At 40.0% G+C, this 19,987-nt stretch carries 18 protein-coding genes; 12 read left to right on the top strand and 6 right to left on the bottom strand.

The features are described from left to right. Positions 1–6: 6 nt before the first annotated feature. The 6 genes from walK (at position 7) to rlmH (ending at position 6,996) form a co-directional block, all read left to right on the top strand. Positions 7–1,830 (top strand): cell wall metabolism sensor histidine kinase WalK, encoded by a 1,824-nt coding sequence (gene walK, locus CSV68_RS07960; RefSeq protein ID WP_099661859.1) that lies wholly within the window; start codon positions 7–9, stop codon positions 1,828–1,830. After that, the gene (locus CSV68_RS07965) at positions 1,821–3,155 is read left to right on the top strand and encodes a YycH family regulatory protein (RefSeq protein ID WP_099633734.1); all 1,335 of its coding nucleotides are present in this window, start codon (positions 1,821–1,823) and stop codon (positions 3,153–3,155) included. Before walK ends, CSV68_RS07965 begins: the two co-directional genes overlap by 10 nt. Then, entirely contained in the window at positions 3,142–3,954 is an 813-nt protein-coding gene (locus CSV68_RS07970) for a two-component system regulatory protein YycI (RefSeq protein WP_099633733.1), read from the top strand. Before CSV68_RS07965 ends, CSV68_RS07970 begins: the two co-directional genes overlap by 14 nt. A gap of 11 nt (positions 3,955–3,965) precedes the next feature. Next, the gene (locus tag CSV68_RS07975) at positions 3,966–4,754 is read left to right on the top strand and encodes an MBL fold metallo-hydrolase (protein WP_099661860.1); all 789 of its coding nucleotides are present in this window, start codon (positions 3,966–3,968) and stop codon (positions 4,752–4,754) included. Positions 4,755–4,860: 106 nt separating this feature from the next. Further along, positions 4,861–6,105, top strand: coding sequence for a S1C family serine protease (locus CSV68_RS07980; protein ID WP_233192889.1), 1,245 nt, complete (start codon positions 4,861–4,863; stop codon positions 6,103–6,105). Positions 6,106–6,516: 411 nt separating this feature from the next. Next, complete coding sequence (gene rlmH / locus CSV68_RS07985) at positions 6,517–6,996, top strand: 23S rRNA (pseudouridine(1915)-N(3))-methyltransferase RlmH (protein ID WP_029054359.1); 480 nt, start codon at positions 6,517–6,519, stop codon at positions 6,994–6,996. Positions 6,997–7,195: 199 nt separating this feature from the next. Here the strand turns inward: rlmH and CSV68_RS07990 are convergent, their stop codons facing one another. The 4 genes from CSV68_RS07990 to CSV68_RS08005 all read right to left on the bottom strand — a co-directional run bounded on the left by CSV68_RS07990 (position 7,196) and on the right by CSV68_RS08005 (position 13,394). After that, on the bottom strand, positions 7,196–8,047 hold the full coding sequence (locus CSV68_RS07990) for a 5'-methylthioadenosine/S-adenosylhomocysteine nucleosidase (RefSeq protein WP_099633770.1): 852 nt from the start codon (positions 8,045–8,047) through the stop codon (positions 7,196–7,198). An 887-nt stretch (positions 8,048–8,934) separates the two neighbouring features. After that, the gene (gshAB, locus tag CSV68_RS07995; protein ID WP_099661862.1) at positions 8,935–11,196 is read right to left on the bottom strand and encodes a bifunctional glutamate--cysteine ligase GshA/glutathione synthetase GshB; all 2,262 of its coding nucleotides are present in this window, start codon (positions 11,194–11,196) and stop codon (positions 8,935–8,937) included. A gap of 241 nt (positions 11,197–11,437) precedes the next feature. After that, positions 11,438–12,271, bottom strand: a complete 834-nt coding sequence (gene fghA / locus CSV68_RS08000; RefSeq protein ID WP_099633729.1) for an S-formylglutathione hydrolase — start codon at positions 12,269–12,271, stop codon at positions 11,438–11,440. A 4-nt stretch (positions 12,272–12,275) separates the two neighbouring features. Further along, positions 12,276–13,394: an S-(hydroxymethyl)glutathione dehydrogenase/class III alcohol dehydrogenase gene (locus tag CSV68_RS08005; RefSeq protein ID WP_099633728.1), complete on the bottom strand. Its 1,119-nt coding sequence runs from the start codon at positions 13,392–13,394 to the stop codon at positions 12,276–12,278. A 125-nt stretch (positions 13,395–13,519) separates the two neighbouring features. Here CSV68_RS08005 and CSV68_RS08010 point away from each other — a divergent pair, with 125 nt between their 5' ends. From CSV68_RS08010 to CSV68_RS08020, 3 genes are all read left to right on the top strand, one after another. After that, the gene (locus CSV68_RS08010; protein WP_099661863.1) at positions 13,520–13,882 is read left to right on the top strand and encodes a winged helix-turn-helix transcriptional regulator; all 363 of its coding nucleotides are present in this window, start codon (positions 13,520–13,522) and stop codon (positions 13,880–13,882) included. A 74-nt stretch (positions 13,883–13,956) separates the two neighbouring features. Continuing rightward, positions 13,957–14,469: a YehS family protein gene (locus CSV68_RS08015; protein WP_099661864.1), complete on the top strand. Its 513-nt coding sequence runs from the start codon at positions 13,957–13,959 to the stop codon at positions 14,467–14,469. Between the two features lie 51 nt (positions 14,470–14,520). Beyond that, entirely contained in the window at positions 14,521–15,204 is a 684-nt protein-coding gene (locus CSV68_RS08020; protein ID WP_099633725.1) for a peptidylprolyl isomerase, read from the top strand. Between the two features lie 131 nt (positions 15,205–15,335). Here the strand turns inward: CSV68_RS08020 and CSV68_RS08025 are convergent, their stop codons facing one another. Continuing rightward, positions 15,336–16,124: a DUF817 domain-containing protein gene (locus CSV68_RS08025; protein ID WP_483315672.1), complete on the bottom strand. Its 789-nt coding sequence runs from the start codon at positions 16,122–16,124 to the stop codon at positions 15,336–15,338. 121 nt (positions 16,125–16,245) lie between these two features. Between CSV68_RS08025 and CSV68_RS08030 the strand changes: the two genes are divergently transcribed. After that, positions 16,246–17,022, top strand: a complete 777-nt coding sequence (locus CSV68_RS08030; RefSeq protein WP_099661865.1) for a TatD family hydrolase — start codon at positions 16,246–16,248, stop codon at positions 17,020–17,022. 51 nt (positions 17,023–17,073) lie between these two features. On the opposite strand, the gene CSV68_RS08035 is transcribed toward CSV68_RS08030, so the two are convergent. Then, positions 17,074–17,562 (bottom strand): hypothetical protein, encoded by a 489-nt coding sequence (locus CSV68_RS08035; protein ID WP_099633723.1) that lies wholly within the window; start codon positions 17,560–17,562, stop codon positions 17,074–17,076. Between the two features lie 337 nt (positions 17,563–17,899). On the opposite strand from CSV68_RS08035, the gene isdC reads away from it, so the two are divergent. Both isdC and CSV68_RS08045 read left to right on the top strand, forming a co-directional pair. Next, positions 17,900–18,556, top strand: coding sequence for a heme uptake protein IsdC (gene isdC, locus CSV68_RS08040; protein WP_233192890.1), 657 nt, complete (start codon positions 17,900–17,902; stop codon positions 18,554–18,556). Between the two features lie 2 nt (positions 18,557–18,558). Beyond that, positions 18,559–19,941, top strand: coding sequence for an NEAT domain-containing protein (locus CSV68_RS08045; protein ID WP_099661867.1), 1,383 nt, complete (start codon positions 18,559–18,561; stop codon positions 19,939–19,941). The last annotated feature ends 46 nt before the right edge of the window (positions 19,942–19,987 follow it).

Below are 19,987 nucleotides of genomic sequence, written 5' to 3' on the forward strand. Positions count from 1 at the left end.
GCCTTTATGCATAAGGTAGGTTTTTTTCGGTCGATTCAAGTTAAGTTTGTTTTGATTTATGTCCTGCTTATACTTGTGTCCATGCAAATTATCGGGCTGTATTTTGCTCGTGAATTGGAACAAACATTAAAAGATAACTTTACGAATTCGATTGTAGACCGTATGGATTTAGTCGAGTTCAGTGTGCGGGAAGAGATTACAAAAAAACGTAAAGACAGTGATCCCACACTAGAACAAAGCTTAAAAAATGTCTTGGTCGAGTTCACTTCAGATGACATTATTGAAATACAGGTTATAAACCCCAAGTATCGCATTCTGGCGACATCTTCATTCGACAATCAAATGAGGGTAGGCCAACATTCGACTAATGATAATGTAAGAAAAACTATTACATCAGAGACGATGAAAGATGTCGTGATGGTTGATCCACAATCTCATAATCGCGTCCTTTCCTTAGCCAAACCGATCTTTAACGGCAATGAAATTGTAGGGTCGCTCTATGTGGAAGCCAATATTGAATCGGTTTTTCAACAAATTGAAGAAATCAATCGAATATTGGCAGGGGCGGCCGCTGTGTCTCTAACTATTACAATAATAGTCGGGATCTTTATTGCCAGGGCATTTACCCGACCAATTTCAGACATGCGGCGACAAGCTCAGGCAATGGCCAAAGGGAACTTCACACGAAAGGTTAAAGTGTATGGATCGGATGAGATGGGTCAGCTGGCCATCGCATTCAATCACTTAACTAACCAGCTGCAAGAATCGCAGTCCACTACTGAGAGTGAAAGGCGAAAGTTAGCCTCGGTTCTAGAAAACATGACAGATGGTGTCATTTCAACTGACCGCAAAGGACGAGTTAGCTTAATTAACGACTCGGCATTACAAATGCTCGGTGTAACGAATGACCTTGTCATCAATCGACCTATCGCTAGCATTCTGGGTATAGACGATGAGTATACGTTTGAGGAATTGATCCAGATGAGAGAATCGATTCCACTGGACTTTAGTACAGAAGATCAAGCATATATTTTACGGGCAACTATTTCTGTTACCCAGCGTGAAACAGGATTCGTAAACGGCTTAATTGTCGTATTGCATGATAATACGGAGCAAGAGAAGATTGATATGGAACGTCGTGAGTTCGTTTCAAATGTTTCACATGAACTGCGTACACCACTTACTACAATGCGTAGTTATCTTGATGCATTGGCGGAAGGGGCTTGGCGCAATGAGGAGATTGCTCCGAATTTCTTACATGTTACGCAAAATGAAACCGAGCGAATGATCCGTCTTGTGAATGACTTACTGAAACTTTCACGTATGGACAGTAAAGAATATGAATTGAATAAAGAATGGGTGGAATTTAACCGGTTCTTCAACGCTGTTATTGAGCGCTTTGAGTTTTCGAAGTCGCAAAATGTACGATTCACACGGAATTTGTATTCAAGTAGCCTATTCGTGGAGATCGATACCGACAAATTAACGCAAGTACTAGACAATATCATTTCTAACGCCTTGAAGTATTCGCCGGATGGCGGAGAAGTTCGCTTCGGTGTAACGGTCTCAGGTGATTATATTAAAGTAATGATTTCGGACGATGGAATGGGGATTCCTAAATCCAATGTCAATCGAATTTTCGACCGTTTCTATCGTGCAGATAGAGCTCGTTCCCGTGCACTTGGTGGAACTGGCCTCGGCCTTGCTATTGCTAAAGAAATGATTGTGGCACATAAAGGAGATATTTGGGCGCAGAGTGAAGAAGGAAAAGGAACGACGATCTTCTTCAAGTTGCCATTTGAACAACAAGAGGACGGTGAGTGGGATTGAAATACATTGAACCAATTAAATCCATCGTATTGTTGTTGCTTGTCTCACTGAGTGTCCTATTCACTTTTGCAATTTGGAACTATTCACCGAATTACGAGCCAATGGAAAAACTACAGACTGTCGATATATCCATTTCTGAGAAGAAAACAATCGATGAAATCATTAAGCCATATAAAATCATCACGAATTTAAAAGATCAGATACTGGGCTCTACGGATACCGAAAAGATTGACAGGATCCTGACAGAAATGAATACATGGGATTTATCTGATCTTGAACTAGTAAGACAAGACATGAATAAGTTTGATATTGCACAAATCTTACGGCAACCAAGCCAAATGACGTTCTACTTCACGGGTGAAGTACCCATGCAAGTATATGACAATGTATTATTAGTAGATGACATAAATATTCCAGAAGCCAGCTTTAATCGTCTAATCATTGATTGGAGTCAATCGACTCAAGCACCAGTTATTCATTTACTCAGTGAAATGAGCGGCTTACATTATCAGATGCAAGTGACGCTACCGAATAAAACTAGCTTCCTGCGCAACGTAGTGGATGTCGGTCAATCATTCGATGAGTATACGGAAATCGATCGTGGCAACGCACCATTTCTTGCTGTACCAAAAGATCCTATCATCGCTATAGGGAAGACGTATTATCAAGAAGAGATCAAACCATTACGTTTCCGTGATGCGTTATTCAGTGACCCCAATGCTGTACGGCGTAATCAAGTCGACTCAACGCATGAAGAATATGGAGATGATCATGCTTTCATGAATATCGATACCGAGATCAAAAGGTTGAATTATGTCATGCCGGCAGTGGAAAGTCAGGATTTCATGCTCCCTTCAGAATTGTTATTGAATACTATCGATTTCATTAATGAACATGGTGGTTGGACGGATGAGTTCCGCTATGCCTATATGAATCCATATTCCCGCTATGTCCGTTTCCAGCTATATGTCGATGGATTGCCCGTCTTTAGTGATCAATCAGGGATGAGTGAAATTACGGAGACATGGGGAGATGATCGCGTCTTCAAATATATACGCCCATACTACACTTTAGATGTGGAAATTGAACAGGAACAAAAGAAGCTGGAACTACCTTCAGGGGTAGAAGTGGCGAATGCTTTACGAGAATCAGAAGAACTAGATTTTGATATGATCGAGGAAATCACTCCAGGCTATTATATGATTCATGATATTGATGATGAATTAATTATTTTACAGCCTTGCTGGTATTATCTCATTAAGGATAACTGGTTACGCTTCACTCCAGAAGAATTGCAAGGAGGTGGTATGATTGGATTGGAATAGAACCAAAACAATCTTTATCATCGTCTTTTCAATTCTCAATGTCTTTCTGTATTGGCTGTATTTGGACAGGCAAATGGGTGTCGGAAATATGCAGATTCTCGGTAAAACTTCAGTTGAAGAAACCTTAGCACTAGAGAATATTACGTATGATCCTATTCCTTTCAATAAGAAAGATGTTTCGTATTTGTCGGCCCATCTTGCCACCTTTCCTACTGAGAAATTAGAAGAGTTAAGTGATCAATCGGTTGTCTTAATCGAAAAATCACGATTACTATCCCACATGAAAAAAGATGTAAAAGTAATTGAGGAGAAAGGCGATTATGATTTTGATGAGTTCTTAAAGAAGTATGTGCTCAATGGCCAGGATTACGTGCTCTGGGAAGTGGACGAAGAAGAGCGGAGCGCCGTATTCTTTCAACGGGTAAAGAACGAAACCATCTTCTACAGTCCAAACGCCATGCTCATCATACACTGGGACAAAGAAGGCGAAGTCACGCATTACGAACAACGTATGCTCGACGAGTTCTTGAGTTTTAATCATAAAAAGGATTTACTGTCGCAAGACGATGCGGTCTCCTCACTTGTTACACGTGGCTATCTGAAACCCGATTCCACTGTTATGCAAGTCAAATCGGGTTATTCGACACTTGTTCAGCTGACAGAAACTCAAGTATTTGCACCGACGTGGAATGTTCAGGTAAAATTGAAGGATGGAACGATAGAACATTACTTCATCAATGCGATTGAAGGAAAAGTCATTGAGTTCCAAACGGATATGTTAGAAGAACCAACAGAATAGGAGTTTTCCACATGCGATTTAGCATTTTGGCGAGTGGTAGTACAGGCAACTCGCTATATATAGAGACAGAAGAGCACGCTTTTCTCGTAGATGCCGGCATGAGCGGTAAGAAAATTGAAGGTTTGCTTGGATCGATCAATCGCTCGATGAAACAAATTGACGGCATTTTCGTCACACATGAACACAGTGATCATATTAAAGGAATCGGCGTACTCGCCCGGAAATATAAAACGCCTATTTATGCCAACGCTAAAACGTGGCAGGCGATGGACGGACTAGTAGGAGAGATTCCCGTTGATCAGCGTTTCCATTTTGACATGGAAACGGTGAAAACATTTGGCTCACTGGATATCCAGTCATTTGCTGTATCCCATGACGCAGCCGACCCAATGTTCTATACGTTCAATGAAGGTGACCGCAAACTGGCGATTATTACGGATACAGGCTACGTCAGCGACCGTATGAAGGGTCATATCCACGGAGCTGACAGCTTTGTATTCGAAAGCAATCACGACGTCAGCATGCTGCAGATGGGACGTTATCCATGGTCTATCAAACGTCGTATACTAAGTGACGTAGGCCACGTATCGAATGAAGATGCTGCTGTCGCAATGAGTGAAGTAGTAGCTCAAAAAGAAGCGCATATTTATTTAGCTCATCTTAGCTTAGATAACAATATGAAAGACTTGGCGCGCATGAGCGTAGCACAGACCCTCGAAGATTGCGGCATTCGTGCAGGGGAATTTGTTCACTTGCATGATACGGATGCATCAGAATCTACAGAGCTTGTGCTAGTCTGAAGTAAATGCGAAAAGCCTTGCTAAATTAGTGAGGCTTTTTGCATTTACAAAGAGTTATTGGGGTACAGTACATGTAGGAATACTTACCGATAAGGAGGAAATGCGAATGGATGATGAAAGAAGAGAAGGAAGAAAAGATGAAACGGAATGGCAACAACCGATTCCACCGGTAGAACCGAAACGTAACCCAAAACGTAGAGGCAGTTTTTGGCCAGGCTTACTTGGCGCACTATTGGGTGGGTTTATCGTGTTTTTAGTCACGATGTACGCAACTGGCTCATCAAGTAACGTCGATGTTGCAACGTCTAAACAAACGAAAGACACGACTAACTCGGAACATGCGCAAGTATCAATGGACATCTCAAGCGAAATTACCGATGTGGTAGGTGACGTCGCAAATGCGGTTGTTGGTATTACAAATATCCAGACAGTCCAAGACTTCTGGTCTTCCACAACGTCTACTCAAGAAGCCGGATCGGGTTCTGGTGTCCTGTATAAAAAAGAAGGCGACAAAGCATATATTGTTACCAATCACCACGTCGTAGAAAATTCCGAACAACTCGAAATTAGTTTTGATGATGGTACGAAGGTTGAAGGGAAATTAATCGGCAGTGATCTATGGACGGACTTGGCTGTAGTCGAGATTGATGCAGAGCACGTCGATACAGTGATAGAATTCGGTGACTCAGATGCATTAAAACGTGGGGAATCAGTTATTGCAATTGGTAACCCATTAGGACTTGGTTTTGCAGGATCCGTTACGGTAGGTGTAATCTCTGGAAAAGACCGATCCATTCCAATGGATCTAAACAAAGATGGAAATGTCGATTGGCAAGCAGACGTCTTACAGACAGATGCTGCGATCAACCCAGGTAACTCCGGTGGTGCTTTAATTAACATGGCAGGTCAATTGATCGGAATCAACTCCATGAAGATCTCTGAAGCAACAGTAGAGGGAATCGGACTGGCTATTCCAATCAACATTGCATTACCGATTATTGAGCACTTAGAAGAAACAGGACAAGTAAATCGTCCGACAATGGGTGTATCGTTACTTGATCTCCAACAAATCCCCATTCAGCAACAGCAACAGACGTTGAAGTTGCCTGAAGAAGTAACGGAAGGTGTCGTCGTAACAGATGTCATGCCGAATTCATCTGCAATACAAGCTGGCGTGAAGAAGTATGATACAATTGTTCAGCTGGATGAAGAGAAAGTGACGGATATGGTCAGTCTACGTAAGTATTTGTATAATAAAAAAGAAATTGGCGATCCATTGAAAATTACAGTCTATCGAGATGGAAAGAAACTGGACTTGGAAATGGTATTGAAAGACGGAAATACATTCTAAGAGAAAGTACATTGTCCACATAGCGAATAACTTTCAGTCCACATCAGGCATCTAGCGAAAATGCGCTACGATGCCTGATTTTTTTATGAAGTTATCCAATTGTGGATAAAATCGAAATAATGTGTATAATATTGTGTAAAAGAAAATGTTTCAAAAATAATAAATAAAACTAAAGTGACAAGGGTTAATCCCTTACAGGTCAATAGGTTGGGGTATTTTCATTTTTTCTGGGAATTAGATAAACCTCTTCAAATTATAAAGCAGATAAAAAGTTATCCACAAAAGTGTGATACAATAATCAGAGAAATTGACATGTAGTACAGAACAAATAATCGAACACAATATGTAGATAAGATTGTGGATATGTGTATAAGTATTGTGTATAACATTCAGAGGGCGAGTGGATAAACTGTGAATATATCAATTGTGACCGTGGGTAAGTTAAAGGAGAAGTATCTGAAACAAGGAATAGAAGAGTATACAAAACGTTTGAACAGTTATGCAAAAATGCAATTAATCGAAGTAGCAGACGAAAAAGCACCTGAAACACTAAGCGAAGCCGACATGGAAATCGTTAAAAAGAAAGAAGCCGATCGAATTTTAGCGAAAATTGCACCAGACGCGCATGTCATTGCACTAGCAATCGACGGGAAAATGAAAACTTCCGAGGAATTCGCAGCCAGTATCGATTCATTGATGACTTATGGAAAAAGCAAGATTGTCTTTGTGATTGGCGGATCGCTCGGCTTACATAGTAGTGTATTGCAGCGTTCGAATGAGAAATTATCGTTTTCTAAAATGACGTTTCCACACCAGTTGATGAAGTTGGTATTGGTGGAGCAGATTTATCGCGGGTTTCGGATTATTAAGGGAGAGCCTTATCATAAATAGACATCAAAAAAGTTGAAGATTAGGTTATGGAATTAGAAAATCACATACTCTCATTCCAATTCGCTTTTTATAGCAGGATATGTATACATCTCACACTTTTTGATTATACTGCCTGAGCTATTTAAACGCTAAAAACTAGAAGAGAAGGGTCTATGGAACAAACCCTTCTCTTCTAGTTTTACTTACATTTTAGAATCATCTATTTTAAATTGGAGATATATTCTTTTAAAACGAGATATACATAGTCTTGATTGGCTGAAGCAGTTTCTGGATTATACTGACCGTTATTAGTTTTATTATTTGAAAGAATACGTATACCTAAAAAAGGAACATTGTAACTATCCGAGATTTGTGCTGCGGCAGCACCTTCCATTTCTTCAACAGAAGTACCGTACTTTTCATGGAACCAGTTTATGCGGTCGACTTCGTTATTCCAAAGATCCGCAGATCCAATAGTACCTTCAACAACTTTACCTTTTTTATATTGGTCTTTAACCGCATTGGCTGCTGCTAATAATTCATCGTCGCCGTCAAAGTAGCGAATCTTCTCTGCATCAGGATCCTCTCCGGCACTGCCTTCAGAAGCCATAAGGTCCATCGGCTTCCATAATGATGGATTCATTCCTTCGTTTTCTTCGGCAGACTCAGTCTTCATAGAACCAATATTGACGGTTCGTTTTCCCAAGACAATGTCAAATACATGTAAGTTCGGATCATGTCCGCCTGAAGTTCCCTGATTAATAATAGCAATTGGGTCGTACTTTTCAATTGCTAATGCAGTAGCGGCTGCAGTGTTTTCCATCCCTTTACTAGTCTTAGTAACAATTACAGGGTATTCATCGATAGTTCCTTTATAAAAAATAAAGTTCCCCGACTCTTCAACTTCCATGTCGCTTAATTTTTCAGCAAACTTCTCAGCTTCAATAGGCATGGGTCCCTGCACAATGATCGGACGTTGTTCAGTATCTGCTGTACTAGTAGTAGCCGAGTTACAGCCCGAAATTATTGTCGCTAGGAAAACCATACATACAATAAAACCAACTAACTTCATGTTCTTCAAAGAAAACTCCTCATTTCTGAAATAATTTCAATCGAATAGTATTCCTTAGCTATCTACTTTTCCCTGTGCATTATAGATTTTATTAGTCTAACTAGTAACAAATAGTGGTTAAGGTATGACGATATAAATGAACTATGTATTAGTAGAGTCTTATTATCTATTGCCTTTTTTATGTGGAAGGTAGTAAAAAGTGCTATTACAATGAATACGATTTGATTATATCAAAGGTTTTTTATGCTTTCAATCAGTATACGAACATTTATTTAATTAATATTTCAATTGTACGTCATCGGGTGATTTCCTGCTCTCAAAAATTGTATATTTACAAGAATATGTTATAAATAACGAACGATTCGAGTTAAATTACTATCATTTGTATACAACTCCTAGTGAAATACTTATGTAGTAGGAGGATTTTTTCTAGAATTTTTTAAACTGAAAAGTTAACAACTCGTATAGGGGACTATTGGTACGATTATAGGAATTTACTTTGTTGTAGCGATGATAATGGGTTTAATTTAATTATATAAATCATTAATCGGTGGCGGAAATTGTCGGCTCACTGTTTACAGTTGGGGGAGTAGTGTTATCAACATGGAAAGCCAAAGACACAAGAAATAACGAAGCGTGCCGTAAGAGAATTTTAAGTTATGCTGTATGTAAAATTATCCCGAAAAAGTAATTTTAGAAGATAACTGAAAAAAAGAGTTATATTACTTGGCTTTGCATGAACCTGCATCAACCCAGGTCCCGTGGTATGGAAATATTTAGAGAACCGTATCCTAAGTGAATTACTCTTTATACGAAAAACGACCTCTTTCTATATTGCAGACAGATGTTCTGCAAAAGGAAAGGGGCCGTTTCATTTTGTATGACTTTTAAGTCAGTTCAGGGAATAAGTAATATAATATATCTGTCGTCACTCGACGTGTTTCACCTTTATAAGGGTAAATATGCATATACATCGAAGGATTAAAGTTCGCTTCAATGATGCCATACGCACCTGGATTCGCTGCTGGCACATCGAGGTCTTCAATGATGAAATCAATTCCGCTGATTTTTGCGCCTAGAGCGGCTACTGCCTCTACTGCAATCTTCTTATAATCATCGGAAAACAGATCGGTTACATCAATTGAGTCTCCACCAGTACTAACGTTGGAGTTTTCACGTAAGTAGACAATTTCACCATCTTTAGGGATTGAATCCAGTTGATAGCCTTGACCTTTCAGCATGAGAACTTCTAGTTCGCCCAGCTGAATAAGTTCTAATGGCGTACGGTGGTCTGTACCTCTTAGTGGATCACGGTTCTTTTCTTCAACCAGTTCCTTAATCGAGTGTGTGCCGTCTCCTGTGACGTTTGCAGGAACGCGGAGCATAATGGCAAGGACTTTATCGTGTAGCACGAAGAAACGGTATTCTGTGCCGTCTAAGAACTCTTCTACCAAGACAGACGAGTCTTCATCGAATGCAAGTGTGATGGCTTGCTCGTAGTCCTCATAACTGGCGCCATCTTTAAAGATAGATATGCCGATTCCGTAGTTCGTTGTTTTTGGTTTCACAACAAATGGTGTCTTAGCGAACATCTCATAGGCACGCAAAGCTTCCTCTATATTACTGAACTCGTCACCACCTGGCACACGATAACCTTCTTGATGAAGAATTTTCTTCGTGACCGTTTTATTTTCCATAATCAAAGTGGAGACATACGTATCTTTACTTGTCATGTTACCGTTTTTGACAAATTCTATATGGTCCCGTAATTTCAGCTTCAAGAACTGATCTTGACGGTCTAAAATCTCTACTTCGATACCATGTTGAAATGCATCAAACATGAGGATTTGCGTAGACAATTCCATATCCGTAAAGCCCGTTAACTCATACGGTTTTTCCCATAGATTGGCGTAGGTTTCTCTTGCCATTTCCAAAGCTACTTGATGTTGACTACTTTTTTGGCTTTCCGTATACAATCTACCGGCTAGGGTCTTCGAAGGATCTTCTAGCATAGCTCTCAAATTGCTAAATAACGAGTCGGAAACAGGGATGCCCAATTCTTTAGCCATATTTTCCATACCATCAACTAGCTCATACGCTTCTGCTTCAAATGTTGTATGTGATAATGGGTGCTCAAGCGCAACGACATCATTCCGCGCATCGCCTATCTTTCCATACTCATCACTTTCTGGATGTTCATCTTTCTGTAGAAGATACAGGGAGAAAATATGTAAGAACTCCGCTTGTTCATAGCTGATTCCATTTGTCTCAAAAGGATTCAAATCAATATTTCGTAGCTCTACATAACGAACACCTTCAGTCAAGAACTCCTCTACACGCTCGCTTCCACGTAAGCGCATTGCGGTATAGAATTCTTTTTCTTCCACAAGCAAACCTCTATTTACAACACAAGATAAATCCTCAATATACCTCTCTATTGAGCTGAATGAAACTTTCACTTCATCGTGATTCACATAGCCAAATCTACTGCTTCTAATACTTCTAACCGGTTCATTAGGCTGGTCATCACAACCATAGAAGTTCTCATCACTAGTAGGGGAGGCACCGTAAAAGTACGTCACAAGCCAGCGGTAGTATAAGTAATTTCTAGTGAGCTTTAAATAAATGTTTGTTTTGAAGTACTGATAATTATCGATCTCGGACTGTAAATCAAATAGCTTCTCGAGCAATTCATCACTGAATTCAAAGTTAAAATGGATCCCGCAAATCATTTGTTTCCGGCGACCGTATGAATTAGCCAACGAGCGTCGATACAGAACATTTTCGAAGTTTTCCAATTTGGCAATCTTGATATCTTCCTCTTTTTCGGGAAGTGCAGGTGGCATGCTTAATGGCCATAACATTTCACCCTTGCCCATGGAGCGGTATGCCACGTCATGGATAGCTGATAGATAATTAAATAATTCGTCCCGTGTGTTCAGGACAGGCGTGATCAATTCCATTTGCGTTTCCGAGAAGTCCCGCTGAATATACGGATGTTCATCTGCCATTCCAATGCTTGCAGGATGATCTGTCTTCGCTAAATTTCCTGCCAGATCCACGCGTTGGCCTTCTTTTTCAATACCGTACCGAGCTTTCAGAACATACGGCTTCACACGTTCATCGGCTAACATTTTCTTTAGATCCATCGTAACTGTCCCTCCTATGTAATAGATTTTAATACGTTCCTTCTATCTTAGTTCATATGCTCTTAAAAACAAAAACATCCACATCATAAACAATGTGGACATTCGTCAATGTAGGTGAATGCAATAGGAAGATGTAACGTTGATAGACACTGCAGGGGGACGCATTCCCATAGGCGTGGCTTACCACGGCCTATAGTAAGCACCCCCTTCTACAGTCTTCAACTATCTACATGAATTCAAGTTATCCCAAGTTCTTCATATGGAAATCAAAGTGTTCTTCCAAGAAAGAAGAGATGAAGAAATAGCTATGGTCATAGCCATCTACTTTGTTATATTCCACTGCCTGATTATGCTGCTTCGCATTTTCAAGGAACGGTTTCTCATTCAACTGCTCGGGATAAAAGCCATCTGCAGTTCCTTGCGTAATAAGAATGGGGGGAATACCTGCTTCCTTCACTAGCTCAGCAGTATCCCACTCTTTCCAGGTCGCTTTGTCTTCGCCTAGGTACGTCGTAAATGCTTTGATTCCCCAAGGAACATCACTTGGACTTGAAATCGGAGAGAACGCGGAAATCGCTTTAAAACGATCTGCATTCTTCATTCCAATCATCAATGCTCCATAACCACCCATCGAGTGACCCATGATGCTTTCGTTACCTGAGAAGTTAGGCACAAGAGTAGCAGCAAGTTCACTTAACTCCTGCGTTATATACGAATACATTTGATAATGCGTTGCCCATGGCTCTTGTGTTGCGTTTAGATAAAAGCTTGCACCTTGTCCAAGGTCGAATGCCTCATCATCTGCTACGTCTTCTCCGCGTGGTGATGTATCTGGAATTATTACTGCTGCTTGATGTTTTTCAGCCAAGCTTTGGAAACCACTTTTTTGACTGAAGTTATCATCCGTACATGTTAATCCCGATAAAAACCAAATAAGAGGTATTTCTTTTTGCTCTGTATTTGACGGTAAGAAGATACTAAATGTCATATCACACTTGAGGACTTCTGAATAATGGTTGTACTTGTTTTGTTCCCCACCAAAAGATCGTCTTTGCTCAACGCGTTCTACATTCATGATCTCACTCTCCATATGTTAGTATTGATCGAATTGATTCACCTTTATGCAGTAAATCAAATGCTTCATTGATATCGGTAAAGTTTAGTTGGTGTGTAATGAACGAATCTAAATCAATTTCACCGTCCATGTAGTCATCAATCATCCCTGGCAATTCAGTTCTTCCTTTTACTCCGCCAAATGCAGATCCGCGCCATACGCGACCTGTAACTAGTTGGAATGGACGTGTATGAATTTCTTTACCGGCACCCGCGACACCAATGATGATGCTCTCCCCCCAACCTTTATGGCAGCATTCAAGAGCAGCTTTCATGACTTCGACATTACCGATACATTCGAAGCTGTAATCTACACCGCCGTCGGTCATGTCTACAATGACTTCTTGAATTGGCTTGTCGAATTTAGAAGGGTTGATGAAATCGGTTGCGCCCATCTTCTTCGCCAGTTCAAATTTATCTTCATTGAGATCGATTGCAATGATGCGGCTTGCTTTAGCTTGCTTAAGTCCTTGAATAACGGCTAAACCAATAGCTCCTAGACCGAAGACAGCCGTAACAGCACCTTCTTCTACTTTCGCTGTTTTATGAACAGCTCCAATACCCGTAGTGACGCCACATCCGAATAGACACACTTTATCAAGAGGTACGTTGTGGTCTTCTACTTTCACTAGGGAGATTTCAGACACGACAGTATACTCACTGAATGTACTTGTTCCCATGTAGTGATAGATAGGCTCTCCGTTGTAAGAGAAGCGTGTAGTACCGTCAGGCATTAATCCTTTACCTTGTGTTTCACGAATTGCGCCACATAGGTTAGTTTTACCGGATAGACAGAACTTACATTTCCCACATTCAGGTGTGTATAGTGGAATCACGTGATCACCAGGTTTAACAGAAGTGACACCTTCACCTACTGAAACTACGACACCAGCGCCTTCATGACCTAAAACAGCAGGAAATACTCCTTCTGCGTCATCGCCGGATAATGTATATGCGTCTGTGTGACAGACAGAAGTGTAAAGAATTTTGACTAATACCTCATTAGCTTTTGGTTCTTCTACATCGATTTCTACAATTTTAAGTGGTTCTCCAGGTTTGAATGCTACAGCTGCTCTACTTTTCAAATGAAGCCCTTCTTTCTATTACTTTATAGTGTTTACATTTCTATCATTACATATTATAATTCACCATGCAATACTGACTCTTTTGTCACTATGAACATGAATAGTATAGAAAGAAGTGAAGCAATATGGTCATTCATTATAAAGATAAGCAGTATTTCACTAGTAAGGATTTAGCTCTATCCGTCATAGGCGGACGTTGGAAAATTGCAATTATCTGGTGCTTGCTACACGAATCGCCATTACGACTAAGCGAGATGCAGAAAAAGCTTCCTGATGCGAATCAACGTATGCTAATCAGACAGTTACGTGAATTGGAAGAGGACAAAATCATTACACGCTACGTCTATCCTGTTGTGCCACCGAAAGTGGAGTATAAATTAAGTGATATCGGTTTATTATTGGAACCAGTCGTTACATCGATTTGTGATTTCGGTGATCAGTTTATACAAACAATTGAAAATGAGACAGAAGCAACTTCAATCGATTGAATGAAGACAAATTATAACGAATCAGGCTATACTAAGAATCACGGCAATAGACTAGAGAGGATACAGGTGATTACATGAATAATAATGATATTTTAAGTAGATTACGCTATGCGTTGGATCTAAAAGATTCAGCAGTTGTAGAAATGTTTGCGTTAGGCGGACTAAAGACAAACAGAGCAGAAGTTAAAGAGATGCTAACGAAAACAAATGAGGATAGCACGGATGAAATGCAGATGAATGAATATGCCAAGGAAATCGACAATATCACGTTAGAGTCATTTCTAAATGGTTTAATCAGCTCCAAAAGAGGAGTACCGGAGAATGCTGAAAACGGTCCGCAACCATTCCTCATGTCAGAGGAAGGCCATCGGAATGTCAATAACATTTTGCTGAAGAAAGTTAAAATTGCATTATCTCTCACAAGTGAAGATATGCTCGATATATTAGAAAATGCAGGTGTTACGATTTCTAAAAATGAATTGAGTGCTGTTCTTCGTAAAGAAGGCCACCGAAATTATAAACCGTGTGGCGATCGATACGCTCGAAACTTCCTAAAAGGATTAGCATTACGCTACCGTGAGCAGTAAATGATTTATAGGTAATTGCAGATATAAAATAATAGGGAGTGTTAGAAACATATGTTTAAGCGTAATAAAGCATGGTATTTCCTAATAAGTGTGATGGCATTGGCCATTTTTCTAGTAGGGTGTGGCAAAGCAACTGAAGAAAAAACAGCGGAGACACCAAAAGAAGAACCTACAGAGCAACCTAAAGAAGCAGCGGTTGATTACTCGGCAGATATAAAAGAGAACCCTATCGTGACAATCACGATGGAAAACGATGAGCAGATCGTCTTAGAACTAGAGCCGACTGTTGCACCGAATACAGTAGCAAACTTCATTTCTTTAATTGAAGATGGCTATTACGATGGTTTGATTTTCCACCGTGTAATTCCAGGCTTTATGATTCAAGGCGGAGATTCTTCAGGTGATGGATCAGGTGGACCAGGATACTCTATTGATGGGGAGTTTTCTTCAAACGGTTTTGAAAATAATATGAAGCATGAGCGTGGTGTCATTTCAACTGCACGTACGCAAGAGCCGAACTCTGCAGGGTCACAATTCTTTATCATGACGGACGACAACACTTCACTTGATGGCGAGTATGCAGCTTTCGGTAAAGTGACGGAAGGCATGGAGACCGTGGATGCTATTGTAGCTAATGAAACAGATGCTATGGATAAGCCTATAAAAGAGCAGAAAATGAAGACAGTTGAAGTAGATACAAAAGGCTTTGACTACCCTAAACCAACTACACATTAATCAGTAACGAAACGCAGTAGGCTATTGAGCCTGCTGCGTTTTTCATAGTGCATATTCATTTATTTCCCGTGGAATACACTCTTCCGAGAGAATGTACATAGAGAAGTATTAGCCTGTTACTATATACATATCTATTTCTTTTTTATTTGTTTTAACGTGGCTACGATGAGGAAGCTGACGATGACTAATAATAACCAAGAACTTAATTTACCTATACCAACGAGATGCCATGTCTCGCTTTGATTGGGATAGTTCCAAGCCCCGAAGAAAGTAGCAATATTTTCAGCTACCCAAACGAAAAAGCCGATTAATATAAATGATAGAGATAAGGGCATACGGTACTGTGTTCCGCATACCCAATAACTAACCGAAGCACGCCAAAAAATAATTAGTACGAACGCGGACAACCACCATCTAATATCGATCCAATAGTGATGTGTGAAGAAGTTTCCATATATTGCGATGGCAAGCGGAACAACTGCCCAGAGCGGTGGCCATTGAATTAGGGTGACGTGTAATCTTCTCCAAGCTTGGCATAAATAGCTTGCCACACTCGCATACATGAAGCCGCTGTATAAAGGAACACCGAAAACTTTGAAAAAACCTTCTTCAGGGTAAGACCAGGAACCCATATGTACTTTAAATATCTCTAAAGTTAGACCAATGATATGAAATAACGTAATCACTTTCAGTTCATCACGTGTCTCGATTCCAGATCGTACCATCCACCACTGAGTTCCGATAAAAATGAGGAGTAGCCAGTCGTATCGTGGCAGGAAAGGTAAAGGTATAATTTGTGTAAGTGCCAGTGAGATGAAGATGATAACAGGAAAAACGCAAGCTAAAGCTTGTTGCCATCCGAAATTCAAGAGTTGTCGGGTAGTGTTCATTGTTTTCAAATGGAATATATATACCTTCATATGTCACCGCCTACTTATTCATAATGGAAATTAGTATGACGCTCAGATAATAGTTTAGGTTCATTTAAGGATAAATGTTTCACGTGAAACATAGCAGTATAGTGGAAGCGAGTGATCAGTTTTGAGTAGACAGATAATTGATGCACATATTCATTTGGATATGTATGAAGAGGAAGAGCGGCTTCAAATTTTGAGCGAATTAGAAGTACATGATGTGACGGCAATAGTTGCGGTATCAAATGATTTTACATCTTCCGTTAAGCAAATGGAGTTTGCAAAGAGAGATAGACGCATCAAACCTGCTATAGGTTATCATCCCGAACAAGCTCTTCCGAGTGAAAGTGAGCTTTCAGCTATTCTTCGATTGATCGATGACCATGCAGATTGTCTCACGGCAATTGGGGAAGTGGGGCTACCTTATTATTTGCGACAAGAACAACCTAATGTGGACGTAGCGCTATATAAAAATATGTTGGAATACTTTATTCGGAAGGCGGCTGAATATAACTTGCCAATTACATTACATGCCGTTTATGAAGATGCGGATAGGGTGTGTGAGATGTTAGAGCGGTATTCAATTACGAAAGCACACTTTCACTGGTTCAAAGGAGACGATATAATATTGCAGCGAATTGTTTCGAACGGTTATGTAGTATCGGTAACTCCGGAAGTTACGTATCGAGAAAAGATTCAGCATATTGTTAAACAAGTTCCGTTAACTCAGTTAATGGTAGAGACAGATGGACCGTGGCCTTTTGAACATATTTTCAAAGGAAAGTTAACACATCCTTCTATGATCCACAGAAGTATGCATAGGATCGCTGAAATTAAAGGTATACCTGTTGAAGAAGCATATAAAAAAATCCATAAGACGACACAACAATTCTTTTCCATATGAAATAGAGACACGCGTCAAGCCACGTGTCTCTATATTCTCTAAGTACAAAACTCATAAACAAATGACAATGATTTTATGTGGTGTAGTTTGTGGAGGGATGCTTTTTGTAGTGGCCCCATATATAACTATCAAGTTTCGCTCTGCTATATTTCCTGTGAAATACTGGCCGTTCGTCGAAAGTATTTCAGTTTGTGGAGACAGGTTAAGTTGAAGCGTTCCATCACTACTTTGCAAGCGACGATTGAAGTAGTCGACTTTGACGTTTTCACGCCTAGAATCTTTGGACATAACCACCGCTCTAAATTGAGGCGGATAGATCATTGGTGTGGCAGCATCAGCATCATAAAATCCTGTAACGCGATCACCTACATGAACTTTCACGTGATTGACGAAATAAGTTGTCGGCTCCACTACAAAGTTGACGACATTTCCTTGACCATTATCTACTGTCATCAATAGGTAGCAACCCGCGTCACTAGTTTGCCCCGTATAGAAATCATTTATTACCATGACGACACCACTAAAAGACTGAAGATTCATCGTAATACCCCTTTCGTCCATAAATCATATCTATCTAGACTATGCAGGGCTTTCAATTTAGTGACTAATGGAAAGATACACAGTTCAAATTGAAATAATTTTCCAAAAATCGATTGACATTACTGACAAAACAGGATATATTAAATGATAATTGTTCTCATTTGTATGTTATAAACGTCACATGTTTGTCATAATCTACTAGATGGTAAGTTGCTATGATTCATGTATGGGGCAATTTATGAGATAATTTAGAAGTGGAAATATATCCAGTGGCTGGAAATCAATCGGTGGATTTATGTAGTATGAAAATGAACAAGTGAGAGGGGATTATGTCCAAGTGAGAAAAGCATTTTTATACTTTTTAGTTGTAAGTTTTTTCGTGCTGACAATAGGTCTGCCGCAAGCATCCGCTAAAATAGCAGACGGTACCCAGCAATTAAATTACCAAGTCAATCAGCCGGACAGCACTAACGCATCTATTGCGAATGATTACTTCCAAAAACCGGCACTCGTAACGGTAACGAATGGTTCTGCCATCGTACAGCTTACGCTGAAGAACAGTTCTTGGATTACGAAGTTTGAGCCTGCAGGCGGAGCAGAAGTAGTCAATGAAGATCTAAAGGCAGATACACGTGTTGTAGAGTTTAGCGTAAGTGATATTTCAAAGCCAGTGAAGATTCCAATGAAAGTGGACGTAGAGCATATTAATTACCACCACGAGTATACAGTTGATTTAGTATTCGAGGACAAGAGTGCCGTGACACCACCGGCAGTAAAACCACCTGCAACTACTACTACCCCACCACCTAGTACTAACACGAACACAAATACCAACACTAGTACCAGTACAGTCACAAAAAAACCAACTACTCAAGTACCAGTTAAGAATCCACAAACCAGTGACTCAACGCCGTACCTATTAATCTTTGTATTAGCAGGTTCTGCATTTTTATTGTATAAAACTAGATTCCAGAGAAAACAGGGGGAACAATAATTATGACGAAAAAAACTTCATCTCGCGCAACGAAAGTAGTACTTGCTTCATTATTAGCAGCTTCAATCGCTATTCCAACAGCAGCATCGGCTAACCCGATTAGCACGAGCGACCGAGCGGCATCGGCTTTGACACAGTTGGTAGCGGTGGATAAAGCAGTTGATTTGAAGATTTATAAATCGGGTACAACTGAACCGCAACCTGCGATTAGCAAACATGTTTTGCCTCAAGTAACAATTGTAGAAAAAGAGGGTAAGACATTTGCAAATCTGACAGTCATCGCTAAGTCAGCATTCATGATTTCAGAAGTGCAAACAAAGCAAGGCAATGAATTTGTTACCACACCAGGAGTTGAGAACACAGATGGATCTGTATTGTACAGTTTTCCGGTCGAGTTAAATAAGGTCAACTCTGGAAAGATGCACGTTCAAGTTCCAGGACATGACATGTGGTATGAATTTGATTATGAAGCAGAAGTAATTGAGGATGTAAGCGTTAAGGTCTTTAAGGATGGAACGAATGAAGAGTCTATTATGAATACTTATATGTCACCGGTTGCGTCTGTAAAGAAAGTAACGGACGGTAATGAAGTAACAGTAACTTTCCCTAAAGGTGGCTATATCCACGGATTCAAAATCGCTGGTAAGGATGTATCTGTAGCAACAGATGATAAATCAACTGGCGTACGCACATATACATTCAAGGTAGCGGATCTAACGAAGTTAGTAAATGCGGATCTTCACGTTATAGTAAATGAAGGACCCATCAAATATGATTCAAACCACAAAGTGCAAATTGGCCTTGATGGTGCTAAACCAACTGTAAACCCGTTTAAAGATATCGACAAAGACGGTAACAAAGAAGCGATCCTTGCATTGCTTGATAAAGGTATTGTAAAAAGCGCGGACAAGTTTAACCCACGCAACAACATCACACGTTCACAGTTCGCATTGATGGTTGCACGTGCATTAAACTTAGAATCGACTAAGGATGCAGGATTTAAAGATTTAGATAAAATTACGGATAAAGAACGACTAAGCGCAATCAATGCCCTTGCAGAAGCAAAAATTGTACAATCTAATGAAAAGTTCAACCCGAACGATACATTGACTCGTCAGCAAGGAGCTTTGATGCTATACCGTGCGATTCAATTTGCAGAAGGTAAAGAGATCAAAAAAGGGGATACAACTCTTCCGTTCTATGCAGATGGAAAAGCAATTACAGATCCTGAAGCGAAGCAAGCATTTGCATTATTATATGCAGAAAAAATCATGACAGGTGCTCCTCAGTCAAACGGTAAAGTCTTGATCAGCTCAGGCAGTTCATTACAACGTACACAAATGGCTAAAATTCTATATGGTTCATTAGAATTTATGAATAAATAAGATCAAATACAGATACTTCCTTTCGCTTTTCAAAAGCGGGAGGAAG

This window comes from Sporosarcina sp. P29 (assembly GCF_002743265.1).
Taxonomy (GTDB): Bacteria; Bacillota; Bacilli; order Bacillales_A; family Planococcaceae; genus Sporosarcina.